Raw genomic sequence first — 18,877 nt, forward strand, 5'->3', positions numbered from 1 at the left:
ATGAAGGGGTCGACGCCGGGGGAGCCCGCTCCGAAGTGCGGCGTCGTGGCGGTGGTGGGGCGGCCCAACGTCGGCAAGTCGACGCTCGTCAACCGCCTGGTGGGACAGAAGGTGTGCATCGTCTCGCCGATGCCGCAGACCACGCGCAACCGTATCTCGGGGGTCTGCTCGCGTCCGGGCGCGCAGGTCATCCTGCTCGATACCCCGGGCATCCACCGCCCCCAGCACCGGATGAACACATCCATGGTGCAGACCGCCGTCGCCTCGCTCTCGGAGATCGACCTCATCTACTTCGTGGTGGAGGTCCCCGCGCTGGGTCCGGGCGACCGGCACGTGCTCTCCCTGCTCCGCCCCGACGGACCGCCGGTGTTCCTGGTGGTCAACAAGATCGATCGCGCCGCGAAGCCGTCGCTCCTGCCCATGCTCGACGCCGCCGCGAAGGCCTTCCCGTTCGCAGAGATCTTTCCGGTGTCGGCGAAGGACGGCGACAACGTGGAGCCGCTGATCGCGGCCACCGTGCCGAGGCTCCCGGACGGCCCCCCGCTCTTCCCCGACGACCAGCCCACCGATCAGCCCGAGCGGTTTCTCGCCGCCGAGCTGATCCGCGAGCAGATTTGCCTCAGGACGCATCAGGAGGTCCCCCACGAGGCGGCGGTGCGCATCGATTCCTGGACGGAGCGCGAGGACGGCCTCGTGAGCATCGTGGCGACCATCCTCGTCGAAAAGGAGAACCAGAAGGCGATCGTCATCGGCCGCGAGGGGACTCTCCTCAAATCGATGGCCACTGCCGCCCGCCTCGAGATCGAGAAACTCCTGGCGTGCCGGGTCTTTCTGAAGGTGTGGGTCCGCGCCGAGCCCGGCTGGCGGGAGAACGCCGCGCTGCTCCGATCGCTGGGGCTCGGCTGACGGCTCGACGGTCCGAACGAGCGGGCTCGCCGCTCGGCGCGTGTGGTAGACTCGCGCCCGCTCATGAGATCCGAACTTGCGGTGCCACGGTCGGGAGACGGTCGCGCTTCACGCCCTCGTCCGCCGAGGCGTTCGATGGAGATGACACCCGGCCATGAGGGCGGACAAGCGAGATCAGAGAAGCGCCGTCCTTCTGGACTCGCTCCGCAAGCTCCTGCGTCGCGGGGCGACGACGCACCTCCTCAATCTTCTCCAGAGGATCCATCCGGGCGACGTCCCGCCGATCTTCAACGTCCTGACCGACGCGGAGCAGCATGAAGTCCTGAAGTTGCTGCTCGAGAAAGACATCCCTCGCGCCGCGGACGTCGCCACCGCGCTGCACCCCACCGCCGCCGCGCAGCTCCTCGCGCGCTTCGAGGTCGCGGACATCTCCCGGCTCCTCCAGCTCTGCTCGTCCGACGACGCAGCCGAGATCGTGGCGACGATGCCCGAGGATCTCCGCGAAAACGTCCTGTCGCAGATGCGCCAGGAGGAGGGGGAGGACGTCCAGGATCTCCTCTCGTACCCGGAGGAGACCGCCGGCCGCATCATGAGCCCGAATTACTTCGCGCTTCCCGAGGAGACCTCCGCCGCGGACGCGGTGAAGGCGCTCCGAGGGAAGAGCGACGTGGAGATGGTCTTCTACCTCTACGTCACCGACGAGCGAAACCATCTTCTCGGCGTCGTCTCCATGCGGCAGCTCATCCTGGCCGAGCCCGGCACCCCCATCAAGAGCATCATGATGGCCAACATCGTCTCGGTGAAGACCGACACCGACCAGGAGGAGGTGGCGAAGCTCGTCTCCAAGTACGATTTCCTGGCCGTGCCCGTTGTCGACGATCAAAACAAGCTGATGGGGATCATCACCGTCGACGACGTCATCGACGTCATCCGGGAGGAGGCGACGGAGGACTTCTACAAGCTCGCCGGGACGTCCGACCAGGAGCGCCTCCAGAGATCCACCCTGATCGCGGCGAAGCACCGCCTGCCCTGGCTGACCGTGTCGCTCATCGAGGGGGTTCTCGCGGTGAGCATCTTCGCGTCGTTCACGGACTCCATCCAGCCCGTCTTCTTCCTCGTGGGTTTCCTTCCGATGCTCGTCGGCATGGGGGGGAACATCGGCACGCAGAGCGCGACGATCGTCGTGCGCGGCCTCGCCACGGGACGGTTCGCCCTGAAGGAAATCGGCGCGGTCCTGCTCCGGGAGGTCCGGATCGCCGGCATCCTCGGGGCCGGATACGGCGTGGTCCTCTCGGTGGCCTCCTACTTCTTCCTGGGAGACATCCCGTTCCGTGCCGCGCCCGTGATCGGCGCGAGCATCTTTCTCATCATGATCCTCGCCGCCGCTGTGGGGTCGTTCCTGCCGATGGTGTGCGCGAGAATCTCGGTGGATCCGACGATCGCGACGGGACCGTTCCTGACCAGCCTGATGGACATACTCGGCATGGTGGTCTACTTCGAGATGGTGAAGCACTTCCTCCCCGCGGCCGCCGGGGGCTGAGCCGGACCGGCCGTGCCCCCGCGCACCGCGGAAGCCTTCGTGCTCGACGCCGTACCGTGGCGTGAGCGCGACAAGCTCGTCACGCTTTTTACCGAAAGCGACGGAAAGATCCGGGGACTCGCGCATGGCGCCGCCCGGAGCGTCAAGCGGTTCGGGGGCAGGCTCGAAAGGCTCAACAGGGTGCGAGTCGGGTATTTCGAGAAGGAGGGGCAGGAGATCGTCCGGCTCGACGACGTCGAGCTGATCGAGGCGGCCTTTGCGCTCCAGAAGGAGATCGTCGTGGCGGCGTCCCTGGCGTATGTCAGCGAGATCGCGGGCGAATTCGTGAGAGAGAAGGAGCCCGATCGGCGGTACTATCGGCTCATCGGAGCGACGCTCGACGCCTTTCGCGGCGGGGCGACGGCGGCGGTGGTCCTGCGCTATTTCGAGTACTGGACGGCCCGGCTTCACGGCATCTTCCCCGATCTCGACGCGTGCGATCGATGCGGCGCCGATCTGTCGGGGCAGGGAGCGAGGGTCTCCGTCACCGAAGGGGCGGCCATGTGCCCCGGCTGCGCCAGGGGCGCGCCGGAGCGCACCCTGCCGCTTTCCGTCGCCGCGCTCTCCGTCGCCGCGGCGTTCCGGCGCGCGAAGCCGGCGGCGCTCCCGGACGCCGTCTTCCCCCGGCGCGCCCTGGACGAGATCGCGGCGGCGACGAACTCCGCGCTCGTCTCATTCGTGGGCCACCCGTTCCGCTCGAGCGCTTTCCTCGATCAGGTCCTCATGGAGCGCACGCGATGAACCTCCAGGATCTCATCCTGGCCCTGACGCGCTACTGGTCTCAGCAGGGGTGCCTCATCACGCAGCCTTCGGACTTCGAAGTCGGCGCGGGGACGATGAGCCCCGACACTTTCTTCCGCGTTCTCGGCCCCGAGCCCTGGAAGGTGGCCTACGTGCAGCCGTCGCGGCGCCCGGCGGACGGACGGTACGGGGAGAACCCCTTCCGGCTCCTCAAGTATTACCAGTTCCAGGTCATCCTCAAACCGAACCCCGACGATGTGCAGGAGATTTACCTCGAGTCGCTTCGGGCCTTCGGCATCGATCCGTCGGCGCACGACATCCGGTTCGAGGAGGACAACTGGGAGTCGCCCACCCTGGGTGCGGGCGGAGTCGGGTGGCAGGTTCTCTGTGACGGGATGGAGATCACGCAGTTCACGTACTTCCAGCAGTCGGGGGGGATCGAGCTCCACACGACGTCCGCGGAGATCACGTACGGCATCGAGAGAATCTGCATGTTCCTGAACAACATCGACAACATCTTCGATCTTCCCTGGGCCTCGGGCGCGCCGGGCGCCCCCCCGATCCGCTACGGCGAGGTCCGGAAGATCGAGGAGTACCAGCTGAGCAAGCAGTGCTTCGAGCTGGCCGACGTCGACATGCACCGTAGGATTTTCGACATGCACGAGCGCGAGTCGAAGCGGCTCCTCGCCGAGGGGCTCTACTTTCCAGGGTACGAGGCCTGCCTCAAGTGCTCCCACGTCTTCAACGTGCTCGACGCGAGGCGAGCGATTGGCGTGGCCGAGCGGGCGGCGTACATCGGACGAGTCCGGACCCTCGCGTGCGAGGCCGCGAAGCTGTACCTCGACGATCGCCGCCGCCTCCTGTTCCCGCTCGGCGGCGAGGAGGCGGCCGGTGCCTGACGGGCGGACATTCCTGCTCGAAGTAGGCTGCGAGGAGATTCCCGCGCCGATGATCCCGAAGGCCCTCGACGATCTCGCCGCGGCCGTCCGCGGGGCGCTCGGCCCCCTCGCGCCGGGCGCGACGGCGTCGAACGAGCTCGGCGGTCCGAGGCGCCTCGTGACCCTGATCCGCGGAGTCGCCGAGCGCGAGCCGGATCGCCAGGAGACCATCACCGGCCCGCCGAAGAGCGCCGCGTTCGACGCCCGGGGGGAGCCCACGCGCGCAGCCCTCGGGTTCGCCAAGGGACAGGGAGTGGCGGTCGCCGATCTCCTCACGGTCGCGACTCCGAAAGGAGAGGTGCTCGCCGCGCGCAAGGCGATCGTCGGCCGGACCGCGGACGAGATCCTCGCGGGGGCGCTTCCCTCGATCCTCGGCGCGATGCGGTTCGGCAAGATGATGAGATGGGGAGATCGCGGCCATTTCTTCGTGCGCCCCGTCCAGTGGATCCTCGCCCTTCTCGACGGCGCCATCATCCCGTTCGAGTTCATGGGGGTCCGGAGCGGCCGCGCGACTCGCGGTCACCGCTTCCTCGGGGCGGGGCCCCACGAGGTTGCGAGCGCGGTTGAGTACGAGAACGTACTTCGGGAGAAGGGGCAGGTGGTCGTCTCGATCTCGGAGAGACGGCGGATCCTGCTCGATCTCGCCGCGCGCGAGGCGAAGGCCGCGGGAGGGACGGTGCGCCCCGACCCCGATCTGGTGGAGGAGCTGATCTTCCTCACCGAGCACCCGGCGCTCGTTCGGGGGTCCTTCGACCCCGAGTACCTCGCGCTTCCGGACGCGGTTCTCCTCACGACGATGCGGCACCACCAGAAATACCTGACGGTGGACGGACACGGAGGGCGAGTCACCAACGCGTTCCTCGCGGTCCTCACCACCGACAACGACGCGCAGGGGCTCATCCGCCGCGGGAACGAGTGGGTTCTCAGGGCCCGCCTGGCGGACGCGAAGTTCTTCTTCGAGGAAGATCGGAAGAGGTCTCTCGAGGCGCGCGTCGGCGATCTCGAGCGCGTGAGCTTTCACGCCAGGCTCGGCACCTACGCGACCAAGGTCGAGCGCATGGGGCGCATGGCGGGCGAGATCGCCGCGACGGCGCCGGACGGATCTCACGAGGGAGATCTCGATCTCGCCCTCCGTCTCTGCAAGGTCGATCTCACGACGCACATGGTGGGGGAGTTTCCGGAGCTCCAGGGAGTGATGGGCGGGATCTACGCGCGGCTCGAGGGGCTTCCCGAGGGGACGGCCCGGGCGATGGAAGAGCACTACCTCCCGGCGTCCGCGACGGGCCCCCTCCCGTCCCGCGGCCCGGCATCCATCCTCGCGCTGGCCGACAAGATCGACACTCTCGTGCAGTGCTTCGGCGCAGGGCTTGTCCCGAAGGGTTCCTCCGATCCGTACGGGCTGCGACGCGCGGCGCTCGGGGTGCTGAGAATCCTCGTCGAGAACGGGATGCCGCTCGACCTCGAGCCTGTGCTCCGGAGCGCCTTCTCCGCGCGCGGGGCGGGGGTTCTCCCGTCCGGCCCGGATGCCGCGGCGGCCCTCTCCGGGTTCTTCAGGCAACGCCTCCAGTTCCTGATGGAGGAGTCGGGCATCCGCTTCGACGCCGCGCGGGCGGCTCTCGCGGCGGGATCGTCGGTTCCCGTCGTGGCGTGGCGGCGCGCCGGGGCGCTCAACGGCCTGCGAGGCGAAGACGATTTCCTCGCGCTGGCGGCCGCGGCGAAGCGCGTCCGCAACATCCTCGCGCAGGCGAAGGAGAAGAATCTCTTCGACGCTGACGCCGCGCTCGACGCCGCGCGCCTCCAGCCGGGGGCCGAGACGGAACTCCATGGTGCGTTGGTGCGGGCCCGGGGGAGGGCCTCGGAGCTCGCCGGGACCGGCGACCACGCCGCCGCCCTCAAGGCGATCGCGTCGCTGCGCCCCCAGGTGGACCTCTTCTTCGACAGAGTTCTCGTGATGGATCCGGACGAAAAAACACGCGCGAACCGTCTCGCGCTCCTCGCCGATCTCCAGCGCCTTCTCTCCAGCGAGGCGGACTTCGCGGAGATCGTCGTCGAGGGTGAAGCGGAGGAGACGGCCGCCTCGACTCGGAGTGGACGATGACGAACGCGACGCGGCGGGTGTACCAGTTCGGCGGCGGGTCCGCCGACGGCGACGGCGGCATGAAAGAGCTTCTCGGCGGCAAGGGGGCGAACCTCGCGGAGATGAGCCGGCTCGGGCTCCCCGTGCCCCCCGGGTTCACCATCACGACGGAGGTGTGCATCGCCTACCTCGAGCACAAGGCCTTTCCCCCGGCTCTGAGCGACGACGTCGCCGCGGCCCTTCGAAAGGTGGAGGAGCGGATGCAGAGGAGGTTCGGCGATCCGAAGGCGCCCCTCCTCGTCTCGGTGCGCTCGGGGGCCCGCGCCTCGATGCCCGGCATGATGGACACCGTGCTGAACATCGGGCTCAACGACAGGACCATCGAAGGTCTCATCGCCGACTCCGGAGATCCCCGGTTCGCGTACGATTGCTATCGCCGTCTCGTGGAGATGTACGGCGACGTCGTCATGGGGGTGAGCCGCGAGGAGATCTACCACCCCCTGCTCGAGGCCGCGAAGAAGAGGCGCGGGGTCCAGGAGGATCGCCATCTGCCGGCCGACGACCTCAAGGCGCTGGTCGAGGAGTTCAAGCAGGCCACGCGACGCCATGCGGGGGTCCCGTTCCCGGAGGAGCCCGGGGATCAGATGTGGGGGGCGATCCAGGCGGTCTTTCGCTCGTGGATGAACGATCGCGCGATCGCGTACCGGAGAATCAACAGGATCCCGCAGGAATGGGGGACGGCCGTCAACGTCCAGGCGATGGTCTTCGGCAACCTCGGGGACGACTGCGGCACCGGAGTCGCCTTCACGCGGTCTCCGGCGACGGGCGAGACGGGAATCTACGGCGAGTTCCTTCCGAACGCCCAGGGTGAGGACGTCGTCGCCGGCATTCGCACGCCGCAGCCGATCTCCGGGGCCAATCCTGCGTCGAAGTCTCTCGAGACGACGATGCCGGCGATCTACCGGGAGCTGACCGGCATCGCCCAGCGCCTCGAGAAGCACTTCCGCGAGATGCAGGACATCGAGTTCACCATCATGAAGCGAAGGCTCTTCGCGCTCCAGACGCGTCGCGGGGAAAGGACCGGGCTGGCGGCGGTCCGGATCTCGGTCGAGATGGCCGCCGAGGGGATGATCACGAAGGAGGAGGCGTTCTCGCGCGTCAAGGCCGAGAGGCTCAACGACATTCTCGCGCCGACGTTCGATCCTTCCGAGAAAGCCGCCGCGCTCCGCGCGGGGCGCCTCCTCGCGAAGGGACTCAACGCGGGCCCGGGCGCCGCGTCCGGAGCCCTCGCGCTGAGCGCGGAGGCCGCGGCGCGCATGCACGCGGCGGCGGGCGGGGGCCGCCGCGTCATCCTCGCGCGCGCCGAGACATCCCCCGAGGACATCACCGGGATGGAGGTGTCCGCCGGGATCCTCACCGCGCGGGGAGGGATGACCTCCCACGCCGCGGTCGTCGCCCGCGGCATGGGCAAGCCCTGCGTGGTCGGCTGCGGAGCCCTCCAGTTCGCCGCGGATGGCGCGTCGATCGTCGTGGGGACGAGGACGCTTCGGGAAGGGGATCCGATCTCGATCGACGGCACTTCGGGAGAGGTGATCGCCGGGGAGATCCGCACGTCGCCCCCCGAAGTCCTGCGGGTTCTGGTCGAGAAGACGCTCAAGCCCGAGGAGTCGAAGAGCTTCCGCGATTTCGACGCGCTCCTGTCCTGGGCCGACGGCGCCCGCCGGATGTCGGTCCGGGCGAACGCCGACACCCCGCACGATGCCGCGGTGGCCCGCGCGCTCGGCGCCCAGGGAATCGGACTCTGCCGGACGGAGCACATGTTCTTCGCGGAGGAGAGAATCCTCGCCGTCCGCGAGATGATCCTCGCCGACAACGTCGACGGCCGGCGCCGCGCGCTCGAGAAGATCGTTCCAATGCAGCGCTCCGATTTCGCCGGGATCTTCCGCGCGATGGACGGGCTTCCGGTCACGATCCGCCTGCTCGACCCGCCTCTCCACGAGTTCCTCCCTCACGAAGCGGACCAGATCCGGGAACTCTCCGGCGTGATGGGCGTCCCGTTCGAGAGACTCCGGGCGCGCGTCGAGATGCTGAAGGAGGCCAACCCGATGCTGGGCCATCGCGGCTGCCGCCTCGGCATCACATATCCCGAGATCTACGAGGCGCAGGCCCGGGCGATCTTCGAGGCGGCCTGCGAGATCGCCGCCGAGGGCGGGGCGCCCCATCCCGAGGTGATGATCCCCCTCGTCGGGACCGCGGAGGAGCTTCGCCGGCTGGACAGGACGGTGAGCCAGGTCGCTTCGGAGGTCTTCGCCAGGACGGGGAGAAATGTGCCCTTCCTCGTCGGGACGATGATCGAGGTCCCGCGCGCGGCCCTCATCGCCGGAGAAATCGCGAAGACCGCCGAGTTCTTCTCCTTCGGCACGAACGACCTGACGCAGATGACCTGGGGCCTGAGCCGCGACGACACGAAGAACTTCCTTCCGTTCTACGTCGAGAGCCGGGTGATCCAGGGAGATCCCTTCGAGAGCCTCGACACGGCGGGCGTGGGCCGTCTCGTGGAGCTCGCGGTCTCCGAGGGGCGAAAATCCCGGGCGGGTCTGAAGATCGGTATCTGCGGAGAGCACGGAGGGGATCCGGCGTCGGTGGCGTTCTTCCATCGCGCCGGGCTGGACTATGTCTCGTGCTCGCCGTACCGGGTCCCGATCGCCCGCCTCGCGGCCGCTCAGGAGTCTGTCCGAAAGGCCTGAGGCCTTTCAGGCGCGCGGGCTGAGACATGCGCATCCTCATCCTTTCGCGACGGCGCAGCCTGTACTCCACGCGGCGGCTGGTGGAGACCGCCCGCGAGATGGGGCACGAGGCCCGGGTCGTGGACCCTCTCGACTGCTACCTCCATCTGGGCCGGCGAACCCCGTCGGTCTACTATCGCGACGGGAAGCATCCGCTCCGCAGCTTCGACGTCGTCATCCCCCGCATCGGGGCCTCGATCACGGAGTACGGCCTCGCCGTCGTGAACCAGTTCGACATGATGGGCGTGCCGCTGATCAACAATTCGCAGCCGATCGCCCGGGCGCGGGACAAGCTCCGGAGCCTCCAGCTCCTTACCAGACACGACGTGGACATCCCCCGGACCGTCGTCGCGCGCAATCCCGATCAGATCCGGAGCGCGATACGCAAGGTGGGAGGCGTCCCCGTGATCCTCAAGCTCATCCGCGGGACGCAGGGTATCGGCGTGATGCTCGCTGAGAAGGTCGAGCAGGTGGAGTCGATCATCGAGACGGTCTGGAACCTCGGCCAGGACATCCTCATCCAGGAGTTCGTCGAGGAGTCGGAGGGGAAGGACATCCGGGCGCTCGTCGTCGGCGATCGGGTGGTGGCGGCGATGCGGCGCGAGGCCCGCATCGGAGAGTTCCGGGCGAACATCCACCGAGGAGGCGGGGCGACGCCGTTGAAGCTTCCCCCATCCCACGAGCGGGCCGCGCTCATGGCAACGCGCGTCATGGGTCTGCAGCTCGCTGGAGTCGATCTGCTCGATTCGAAGCAGGGGCCGAAGGTGATGGAGATCAACGCCTCCCCCGGCCTCGAAGGGCTCGAGGCGGCCACCGGGCTGGACGTCGCGCGGTCGGTGATCGAGTACGCGATCAGTTTCGCCGAGGCGCACCCGAGAAACGCGTGACGACGGACGAAGGCGGGGTTGCGCCGCACTGGGGCGTGATCCACGCTGAGGGGGTGGGTGACTGGATGAGACGGATCGTCGAGGTCCTGGGAACGGCGTTCGCGCTGCTGGCGATCGCCGTGACGGCCGTGTTCGCCGTGGAGGCCCGCCCCGTGCGGGGGCCCGCCCCGGACGACGCGACGATCGCGACGGCCGTCCTCGCGCGCGTGAGCGGGCGCCCCGGGCTCGACGTCTCCGCCGTGACCGCAGAGGTCACGGCCGGCGGGCTCGTGCTGACCGGAACGGTCTCGTCTCTCTTTGATCGATCCGAGGTGGAGCGCCTCGCGTCGGGCGTCCGCGGTGTCGCCGGCGTGGACAATCAATTGCAGGTGGCCCGGGTCGATCGCGACGATTCGGGGATCGAGGTGGACGCCGACCGGGCGCTCGGCGGCCTTCCGCGGCTGCGCGGGTTCCGAATCTCCGTCTCGGTCCAGGGAAGCGTCATTACCCTCGACGGGGACGTCCCGGTGGCGCGCGATCGGATGGACGCGGAGGAGAGCGTCTCCCGGGTGCGCGGGGCGACTGCGATCGTGAACCATCTCCGCCTCGTCCCGGTTTCAGTCTCACCCGACCAGCTCAAGCGTCGCGTCGAGGCGCTGCTCGGGGAGAAGCTCATCTTCGGGGCGGTTGAGAGCCTTGGCGTGAAGGCATCACCGGAGGGAGAGGTCACACTCGACGGTGCCGTGCCCACGCCTGCGGACCGGCTGCGGGCCGAGCGGCTCGTCTACGGCCTCCGTGGCGTGAGCTCCGTGACGAATCACCTCGTCGTCCGAACCGTCAAACCCCAGAGCCCCTGATCCTCCGGAGCGCCTTCCGCCCCCGGAGGATGTGACAGGGGTGTACCTTTCTCCGGACAGTTTCTGTCCAGGTTCGGGGTTCTTCTCTTCAGAGGTCCGCGGTGTACTCCAGCTCCAGGCCAGCCGATGCACTGGAATCAGCACCTTAAGAAGGGTGGCTCCGGATCCGAGACGTCGGGCTTCTCCCCGGCAGACTCTCCGGGACGTGGCACACACCGTGCTAGGTGTTCACCGCTGTTTGGCTCTGAACCATCCCAACCGATGGTCGGCGATAGGAAGGAAGCTCGATGATGGATCGGACGCTTGACGCTCTCGACGAGGAGGTCCAGCCGGTCGGCGCCGCAGCCGAGGATGCCCCCGCGCCGAACACCGAGGAAACGGCCTCGGAGACCGCCGAGTCTCTGGAGCAGTACCTCCGCGAAATCTCCCGGTGGCAGCTCCTGACGCCGGAGGGGGAGCGCGCCATCGCCAAGAAGACGGCGAAGGGCGATCCCAGGGCCCTCGAAGAGCTCATTCAGAGAAACCTCCGACTGGTCATCTATTGGGCGAAACGATACCGCTCCGCCGGGCTGCCGCTTCAGGACTTGATCCAGGAAGGAAACATCGGGCTGATGAGAGCCGCGGAGAAGTTCGACCCCCGCAAGGGGACGCGATTCTCGACGTACGCTTCCTGGTGGATCCGGCAGGCTCTCGCCCGCGCGATCTGCGACAAACAGGATCTCATCCGCATTCCCGTCCACATGCACCAGAAGCTCCGCCGCGTCGACAGGATGCTCGAGAGGGCCCGCACGAAGAAACAGGGCGGTGAGATCGACGTCGAGCGGCGAATCAACGCGTCGGGGATCGTCGCGTACAAGGAGTGGGAGTCGGCGCGACGACTGCAGCAACCCATCTCTCTCGACCGGCGCGCCGATCCCGATCGTGAGGGAGGCATCGAGGTCGAGGACATGAACGCCGCGAACCCTCTCAAGGACATCTACGAGGAGGAGGTTCGCGACTACATCGCCCGACTCCTCGATCGCCTGCCGCCGCGACACCGAACCGTGGTGCGCCTGCGGTACGGCATGGAGGACGGAAGGGAGCACACCCTCGAGTCGATCGGTGGCCGCCTCAAGATATCGCGAGAGCGCGTGCGCCAGATCCAGAGCGAGGCGATCGAGAGGATCTCAAGAATCGCAGCCGAGCAGCACTCCTCGAGAATGGCGCACGTGCCGGCGGCGCTGCTTCCCCGGACCGTGGCGCCGATGTCGCTCGAAGCCGGTTCGCGAAAGACCCCCGTGATGAAGCGCCGGAAGCGACGGGTTTCCGGCAGGAACTAGGGGACGGTCAGGCTCACTTCGTCGACACGCCCCGAAAAACGCTCGCCGATCACCGCGTCTTCACGATTGTTCAGGGCCCCCGGCGCTGCGGGGGTTCTTCCGACCTCCTTCCCGTCGATCCGGAGCGCGACCGACGCTCCGTCGAAGACCATCTCGACGTCGTGCCACGCGTTCAGGGACAGGGAGGCGTCGCTCGTCACTCGAACGAGTGCGGACCCGATCTCGGCCCGGACCATGAGCCCCCGGAGAACGATCAACCGGTACGACGCGCCGTAGCCGCGCCCCTTCTCGAAAATCCCCCCGTAGTAGACCGGATCCCGCGTCGGGAAGATCACGGCCCGGAGCGTGAAGGACCCCGCTGGGTTGAGCCGATCGGCGTGCGGGACGACGACGCGGGTGGCGTCGGCGACCTTCGGGTGCAGGTAGTCCTTCAGGGAGTAGTCCTCGAACGAGAGCGCCTTCCCCGATCGCCCGTCCGCCCAGAGAGCACGGATCACCTTCCCGTTGGTCGCCCCGTCGGCGCCGTCGCCCGCGACGTCCCCTTTCCCCTCGTCGAAGAGCCATCGCGCAATCGTTCTTACGGCCGGGGACTCCGCGCCGAGATGCGAAGGGACGGAGAGAGCGCACCCGAGCGCGAGGAGATAGGCCGCGGATCCGGCGAGCGGGAGCAGTCGCTTCGGCATCTCTCGAGTCCCTTCACGAGCCGGCACGATGCCGGAGTGGCGCCCTGCCCGGGAGCCGGTGGCGCTCCCGCGGGGCGCGGGGATTCTAGTCGGACACGCTTGCGATTCCCACCATCGAGCGACGATCATCGGATAGATTGATCGCGAGCGCGGCCGTCGCGCCTCACCGGAGCACGCATGGGGCGGATTCGAGTTCTCCCGGACAACGTCGTGAATCGCATCGCGGCGGGCGAGGTCGTGGAGCGCCCCGCATCGATCGTGAAGGAGCTGCTCGAAAACTCGCTCGACGCAGGGGCGCGATCCGTGGAGGTCCGCGTCGAGGAGGGGGGTCGGCGCGCGATCGAGGTGAGGGACGACGGCGAGGGGATGGACGCCGACGATGCGATCGCGGCCTTGGAGCGCCACGCGACGAGCAAGATCGGATCCGGATCCTCACTCGAGGAGATCCCCACCCTTGGCTTTCGCGGAGAGGCGTTGCCGTCCATCGCGGCGGTGACCCGCTTCACTCTGACGACGAGCACGGACGGCGTGGCCGGATCGCGGGTCGTGGCGGAAGGCGGCCGCCATCTCGCCTCGGGACCCGCGGCGCACCCGAAGGGAACCACCGTCCGCGCCGCGGATATCTTCTTCAACACTCCGGCGCGCCTCCGCTTTCTGCGAGCGCCCGCGACCGAGATGGCGCACCTGGTCGAGGCCGTCGCGGCGCTCTCGCTCGCGCGCATCGACGTTCGCTTCAGGTTTCAGCACGCCGATCGCCGCATCCTGGATCTGCCGCCCTGCCGGGAGCTCGCGGAGCGCCTCGCGCAGCTCGAAGGCCCGGAGCGAGCCCGCACGGCCGTCCCGATCCGCGGCGAGCGGGGAGGCGTCTCCGTGTCGGGGTTCGTGATCGGCGGGACAGGCACCGGCGGCGGGGGACGAGGAGCGCGGCGATTCGTCGTGAATGGGCGGGTCGTGAAAGACCGTGTTCTCGCCGGAGCCGCGTCGCGGGCTCTGGACGAGATGCTGCCCAGGGGGTCGGCCGCGTCGTGTCACGTGATTCTGGACCTCCCGCACTCCCAGGTGGACGTCAACGTGCATCCGGCGAAGGCCGAGGTGCGATTCGCCGAGCCGGGACGGGTTCACGATCTCGTGCGGGAGGCGATCCGTCAGGGACTCGCGGGGGCGATGAGCTCGCGCGATGCGGCGGTCGGCCGATCGGCGGCCTTCCCTCCGCGACCGATTGGCGGTACTCCCGGCCTCGAGGGTCTGAGGACACGCGTCTTCGAGGCGGCGTCTTCATACGTCACCAAGGCGGAGACGCCGGTAAGGCGATTTCCATCGTTCGTGCGAGAGAGCGAGAGCCCCGCGGGCCGGACGGCGACGCCGGACGAAGAGATCTTCACGCTCCAGGGGAGCGCTCCCGCTGTTCTGGGCCGGTATCGCAACGGGTACATCCTCGCGCAGGACGAGATGGGACTCCTCCTCGTCGATCAGCACGCCGCGCACGAGACCATCCTCTACGAACAGCTGATGGCGCGCGCATTCGACGCCTCGGCCCCCCCGACCCAGGCGCTGATGTTCCCGCGGACCGTGACGCTCCCCCTCGCCTCGCGTGAAGCGGCCGAGCGGCTTCCCGCGGAGCTGGCGCCGCTGGGATTCGACGCCGAGATTTTCGGCGCGGACGCCATCCTCGTCCGCGGCGTTCCCGCGCCGCTGGGAGATGCCGATCCCGAAGCGCTGGTTCTCGAGATCCTGGCCGAGACCGCCGTGGGGGACGATCGCCCCGTGGGCATCGAGGAGCGGCGGCGCCGGATGCTCGCCACGGCCGCCTGCCACGCGGCCGTCAAGGTCCCGGGAGATCTCACGACGGAGAAGTCGATCTGGATTCTCGAGACTCTTCTGAAGTGCCGCGCGCCGCTCAGATGTCCGCATGGCCGCCCGACGATCCTCAGGTGGGAGCATCGCGCGATCGAACGGCGGTTTGGGCGCCCGTAGGGCCGGAGGGGCTCAGGACCGGCTGGCGGAGTCCTCTCGATCGCCGTATAGTCTTCGCAAATGAAACGACTCGCCGCGATCCTTTTCCTCCTGATGTCGGGCTCCTCCGCGTTTGCCGCGCTGGAGGTTCGGTTCAAGACGGGCGCGACCCTGCGGGTCGAAGCCGTCGATCTCCTGGCCGGCAAAGCGACGCTGACGCTTGCCGGCGGAGGATCGATCACCGTGGACGCTTCGCGCATCACGTCCTGCGCGCCGGTCTCCGACGAGAGCGTCGCGCCCGATTCGAAGGAAGTCGAACCCGCGGCCCCGGCTGCGTCCGGCGTGGCAGTGCCCGCAAGTCCACCCGAACCTTCCGGAGCGGCTCCGGCCGCCGACCCCCCTCCGGCGCTCCCCGCAGAGAGGGACTACAACGCGCTGGTCCAGAGCGCCGCCGCCCGATACGGAGTCGACGCCGAACTGCTCCGTCGCGTCCTCGAGGTGGAGAGCGGCTTCAATCCGCTTGCGATCTCACCGAAAGGCGCGATGGGAGTGGCACAGCTCATGCCCGGCACGGCTCGCGATCTCGGAGTGTCGGACCCGTTCGACGCCGCGCAGGGCATCGACGGGGCGGCCAGGCTCCTTCACGAGCTGCTCGCGAAGAGCGGAGGAAGGTTCGTCCCCGCGCTGGCGGCGTACAACGCCGGGCCGGGGGCGGTGAGGAAGTACGGCGGCGTCCCTCCGTATCGCGAGACGATTGAATACGTCGCGCGCGTACTCTCACTGTACGCGACGAATGCGCCCCTGTCAGCAGCCAGGGGCGGCGGGATCGAACAGGCCCACCAGCTTCCGTAACGCCGACTTGTGATCGGAGGGAAGAGGCTTGCCCTCGACCCCGGTCGCGATGTCGTCCCGCAGCCTGCCGAAGCCTCCCCGAGCCGTGGACGCGCTGGATCGCCAGGCCCTGGAGTACGGGTCATCGATGGGGATGATGCCGCGTCTTCGATGCGGGATCGAGCCGCGTGCGCGGGAGGGGAGTCGTGGGAGGCTCCGGCGGGCGGGGGAGGTGGATCGGGGGGTGCCTCGCGCGTGAGCCTCCCAGGCTTGAGAATTCGCTCGGGATCAGATCGCCATCAGGTCTCCCGAAGTCCGCAACGAGCGCAACAGCTCGCGCGCTGCGTCCCGCTGCGATCGAAGCACGTCCCGCCGGACCTCCCTCGCCCGGATCCGCTCATCGCGCCGCGCGGCTTCGGCTTCGAGCGACGCGGCGCGGGCCTCGAGCATCGCGCGACGCGTCTCGTCGAGAACTTGGCGCCGGATGCTTCCGGGGAGGAAGGAACGGGAATCTCCTTCGCTCTCTTCCTCCAGCGTTGCCTTGATCGTCATCTCGCGCCGATCGCGCACGATCACGACCTCCACATCCTTCCCGGCCTTGTCACGAAGGGCGTCGCGAATGTCGCCGGTCCCGGAAATCCTGTCCTGGTCGATCCTCACGATGACATCACCCGCCTTCAGGCCGGCCTTTTCCGCCGGCGTCCCGTCGAAGACCTCCGTGACGAGGACGCCGTCACCGGACTTCACGCCGAAGTATTCGCCGAGCTGCGAGCTCAGATCGCTGACCCCGACGCCGAGGCGCGGACCGCCGCCCGTCCAGAACGCGCGTGGCATGGAGAACTCCTTGAAATTCATCTGCGGCAGCGCGCCGAGCTTGAAGCTCCGGGCCGGTCTCGCCTCGAGCTTCACGCTCAACGTCCGCTCCGAGCCGTCCCTGAGGATTCCCACGGCGACGGTTCTTCCGGCGGGCGCCTCGCGCACGAACCGCCGGAGGGAAGACGTGCTCTCCACGCGCTGGCCCTGAAATGAGACGATGACGTCGTTCTCCCGGACTCCCGCCCTTCCCGCCGGGCTCGCCTCCTCGACCCGTGTCACGAGCGCGCCGTACGCGTCCCGCAGCTTCAACTCCGCCGCCCTCGACTCGGTGACGTCGTCGATCTGAACGCCGAGCCACGTCGAGCGTCCGGAGAGCACGACGACTCCATCCCCGTCGCCGTCCACCTCGGTGAACGCATTCGGCGGCTCAAGCGGTTCAGGGGGCTCCGGAGGCTCGGCCGGTCTCGGTGATGCCATCGGCGCGGGAGCGGCCGTCGGTCGGGTGATGGCCTTCGGGGCGGGCGGTGCGGCCGGCGCGGCGGAGGGCGCAGGCCATGCCAGCGCGGCGGCCGCCGCGCCGCAACACAGCACCAGGGAAAGGAAAAGGAATTTCTGGGGGCTGCGCTTCATCTCGACATCCTCCTTGGATCGCATCGCGGAGGCGCGTCCAACGGGGTCGCAAATGGGTCGCGGGGACGACCTCCACGGGGTGAGATGCGCGCGGGAGGAGAACCGTCGCAGGCGGCGCGGAGGCGGCGTGAGTCGCCCTAGGGACGGGACCCTTCGGCCGGCGGGATCGGACCCGCGTCGTCGGCTTCAGGGGCCTCCGGCCCCGGCGTCATCCAGATCAATGCGGTCAGCAGGGTCGGAGAGGCCGGGCTGATCCACTCGGCGGAAATGCCGTCGCGGGTAACCACGAAGCGAACCCGCGTCCTCGGCAGCGGCTCGGATGCGACGGGGAGAAGATCCGCGATCTTCCGCAGCCACGCCTCGGACGAAACGCTCTTACGCGAGGGCGCATGCCGCCGCAGCCAGCCCAGGGCGAGCTCCGTGTCGACCGCGAGGACCACGTGGGCGGGCGGGTCGAAGGCGAGCGGTCCTTCGGCCCTCGGGATGCGGTCGCCGTGCCGCCTGCGCCCCCTGAGCGTCGCGAGCGCATCCGGCGAGGCGCCTACCAGAAGGCTCGATCCGGAGACGAGATATGAAGGGGAGAGGCCGCCGGGAAGGGCGTACGTGGTGACGCCCGAGGACTCCTCGCCCGGCCCCCGATACGCGCCGCCGGCCCGTGCCAGCCCATCGAGCCGGTGCAGCAGACGCTTGGTGGCGGCCGCGTCCGTCGGCTCGAGGGCGACGACCGCCGATCGGGAGACGCCGGGATCGGCCGCGATCGCGACCTGCACGCCCATCGTCGTCAGGAAGTCCCGTCGAAAGTCGGAGTCGAGGAAGTCCTGCAGTCCGGCCAGCCGATCGCGCAGGCTCTCGGGATCCTGGCCCAACGCGGGCCCGAGCCAGGACGGAAGGGTCTCTCCAAGCGGCGCAAGGTCGCCGAAGGCGGCCCCGGCGTAAAGCGCGAACCCCTCCGGGAGCTCCTCCGCGGCGGCGATCGGACGGGGGCGTCCCCTGAAGAGTCTCCCGAGAAGTGTCTCGGACATGTCGGGAATCCAGATGCGGGCCTGCTCGCGAAACAGCCCGTCCGCGTCCACGCGAATCGAGACCGCCGCCGCTTCCGCGTGCGCCTCCTCCGCCGCGCGACGCCAGCCAGCGCGGCTCGCCTCCGCACCGGCGCTCTCCCCCCGAATCGCCCGCTCGATGAAAGGCTTCGTGACGAACGCAAGAAGGGCGGCGTGCCGCCCGATGTCGCGCTGGACGCCGCGGAAGGAGGGGGACGAGGAAATGGAGGGCGCATGGCCGAGCAGGGCCGACAGGCTTTCCTCCATCCCCGCCCGCGTCGTCGTCGCGATGGCCAGCCTGCCCACCACCGCGACGCAGAGATGGACCCCTGTCCCACGCGCCTTGACGACGAGATACTCGAGGCCACGATGCGTTCGACGCGTCGACGTCGCGTCGCCTCCGGCGATCGACGGCACCACCGACGCCTCGAACCAGGAGAGGAGCGCGTCGTCCCGGGACTCGAGCTCGACCGCGACGATCAGATCCGGGGATGATGCGTGCCGGGCGGAGTGAAGGAGCCCGATGGCGGCGCCGCCCCTGAGCGAGCGCGCCATCCTCGCCCCCTCCGGCTGGACGGTCAGCCCGCGCGCGTCGGAGAGTTCGCCGACCAGCGATGCCGCGAGATCCCAATCGTCCCCCGCGTTCGCTTCCGCCCGTCGCGATCTGGCGAGACCGCGCATCAGATCGGGAGCCGAAGGGATGGCGATGACGGCTTCCGCCCCCGCGGGGATCGCGGAGAGAGGGTCGGCGGATCCCGCGCCCCGGATCAGGAGGATGGAGATCCCCACGGCGCCCGCGAGAAACCCCGCGAGAAGAACGGCGGCGAGCAGGGTGCGCTGCATGAAGGGCCGACC

Annotated in this window: 14 protein-coding genes; 11 read left to right on the top strand and 3 right to left on the bottom strand. The window is 68.8% G+C overall.

Annotated elements, in window-relative coordinates:
• The 9 genes from era to HY049_19015 all read left to right on the top strand — a co-directional run bounded on the left by era (window position 1) and on the right by HY049_19015 (window position 12,069).
• Window positions 1-906, top strand: coding sequence for a GTPase Era (gene era / locus HY049_18975; protein ID MBI3450984.1), 906 nt, complete (start codon window positions 1-3; stop codon window positions 904-906).
• Between the two features lie 154 nt (window positions 907-1,060).
• Window positions 1,061-2,446, top strand: coding sequence for a magnesium transporter (gene mgtE, locus HY049_18980; protein ID MBI3450985.1), 1,386 nt, complete (start codon window positions 1,061-1,063; stop codon window positions 2,444-2,446).
• A 12-nt stretch (window positions 2,447-2,458) separates the two neighbouring features.
• The gene (recO, locus tag HY049_18985; GenBank protein ID MBI3450986.1) at window positions 2,459-3,226 is read left to right on the top strand and encodes a DNA repair protein RecO; all 768 of its coding nucleotides are present in this window, start codon (window positions 2,459-2,461) and stop codon (window positions 3,224-3,226) included.
• Window positions 3,223-4,125 carry a glycine--tRNA ligase subunit alpha gene (locus tag HY049_18990; GenBank protein ID MBI3450987.1) on the top strand — a complete coding sequence of 301 codons (903 nt, stop codon included), beginning with the start codon at window positions 3,223-3,225 and terminating at the stop codon, window positions 4,123-4,125. The genes recO and HY049_18990 overlap by 4 nt, the downstream gene beginning before the upstream one ends.
• On the top strand, window positions 4,118-6,262 hold the full coding sequence (locus tag HY049_18995) for a glycine--tRNA ligase subunit beta (GenBank protein MBI3450988.1): 2,145 nt from the start codon (window positions 4,118-4,120) through the stop codon (window positions 6,260-6,262). Before HY049_18990 ends, HY049_18995 begins: the two co-directional genes overlap by 8 nt.
• Window positions 6,259-8,988, top strand: coding sequence for a pyruvate, phosphate dikinase (locus HY049_19000; GenBank protein MBI3450989.1), 2,730 nt, complete (start codon window positions 6,259-6,261; stop codon window positions 8,986-8,988). Before HY049_18995 ends, HY049_19000 begins: the two co-directional genes overlap by 4 nt.
• Before the next feature lie 26 nt (window positions 8,989-9,014).
• On the top strand, window positions 9,015-9,914 hold the full coding sequence (gene rimK, locus HY049_19005) for a 30S ribosomal protein S6--L-glutamate ligase (protein ID MBI3450990.1): 900 nt from the start codon (window positions 9,015-9,017) through the stop codon (window positions 9,912-9,914).
• The gene (locus HY049_19010; GenBank protein ID MBI3450991.1) at window positions 9,911-10,750 is read left to right on the top strand and encodes a BON domain-containing protein; all 840 of its coding nucleotides are present in this window, start codon (window positions 9,911-9,913) and stop codon (window positions 10,748-10,750) included. Before rimK ends, HY049_19010 begins: the two co-directional genes overlap by 4 nt.
• 290 nt (window positions 10,751-11,040) lie before the next feature.
• Entirely contained in the window at window positions 11,041-12,069 is a 1,029-nt protein-coding gene (locus HY049_19015) for an RNA polymerase sigma factor RpoD/SigA (protein ID MBI3450992.1), read from the top strand.
• Here the strand turns inward: HY049_19015 and HY049_19020 are convergent.
• The gene (locus HY049_19020) at window positions 12,066-12,752 is read right to left on the bottom strand and encodes a LamG domain-containing protein (protein MBI3450993.1); all 687 of its coding nucleotides are present in this window, start codon (window positions 12,750-12,752) and stop codon (window positions 12,066-12,068) included. The genes HY049_19015 and HY049_19020 overlap by 4 nt on opposite strands.
• A 177-nt stretch (window positions 12,753-12,929) precedes the next feature.
• Here HY049_19020 and mutL point away from each other — a divergent pair, with 177 nt between their 5' ends.
• The gene (mutL, locus tag HY049_19025) at window positions 12,930-14,726 is read left to right on the top strand and encodes a DNA mismatch repair endonuclease MutL (protein MBI3450994.1); all 1,797 of its coding nucleotides are present in this window, start codon (window positions 12,930-12,932) and stop codon (window positions 14,724-14,726) included.
• 93 nt (window positions 14,727-14,819) lie between these two features.
• Window positions 14,820-15,557 carry a lytic transglycosylase domain-containing protein gene (locus HY049_19030; protein ID MBI3450995.1) on the top strand — a complete coding sequence of 246 codons (738 nt, stop codon included), beginning with the start codon at window positions 14,820-14,822 and terminating at the stop codon, window positions 15,555-15,557.
• Window positions 15,558-15,824: 267 nt separating this feature from the next.
• On the opposite strand, the gene HY049_19035 is transcribed toward HY049_19030, so the two are convergent.
• Window positions 15,825-16,982, bottom strand: a complete 1,158-nt coding sequence (locus tag HY049_19035; protein MBI3450996.1) for a PDZ domain-containing protein — start codon at window positions 16,980-16,982, stop codon at window positions 15,825-15,827.
• A gap of 137 nt (window positions 16,983-17,119) precedes the next feature.
• Window positions 17,120-18,865, bottom strand: a complete 1,746-nt coding sequence (locus HY049_19040) for a DUF3352 domain-containing protein (protein ID MBI3450997.1) — start codon at window positions 18,863-18,865, stop codon at window positions 17,120-17,122.
• Between the last annotated feature and the right edge of the window lie 12 nt (window positions 18,866-18,877).

The sequence above is a fragment of the Acidobacteriota bacterium genome (assembly GCA_016195325.1).
Classification (GTDB): Bacteria; Acidobacteriota; Polarisedimenticolia; order JACPZX01; family JACPZX01; genus JACPZX01.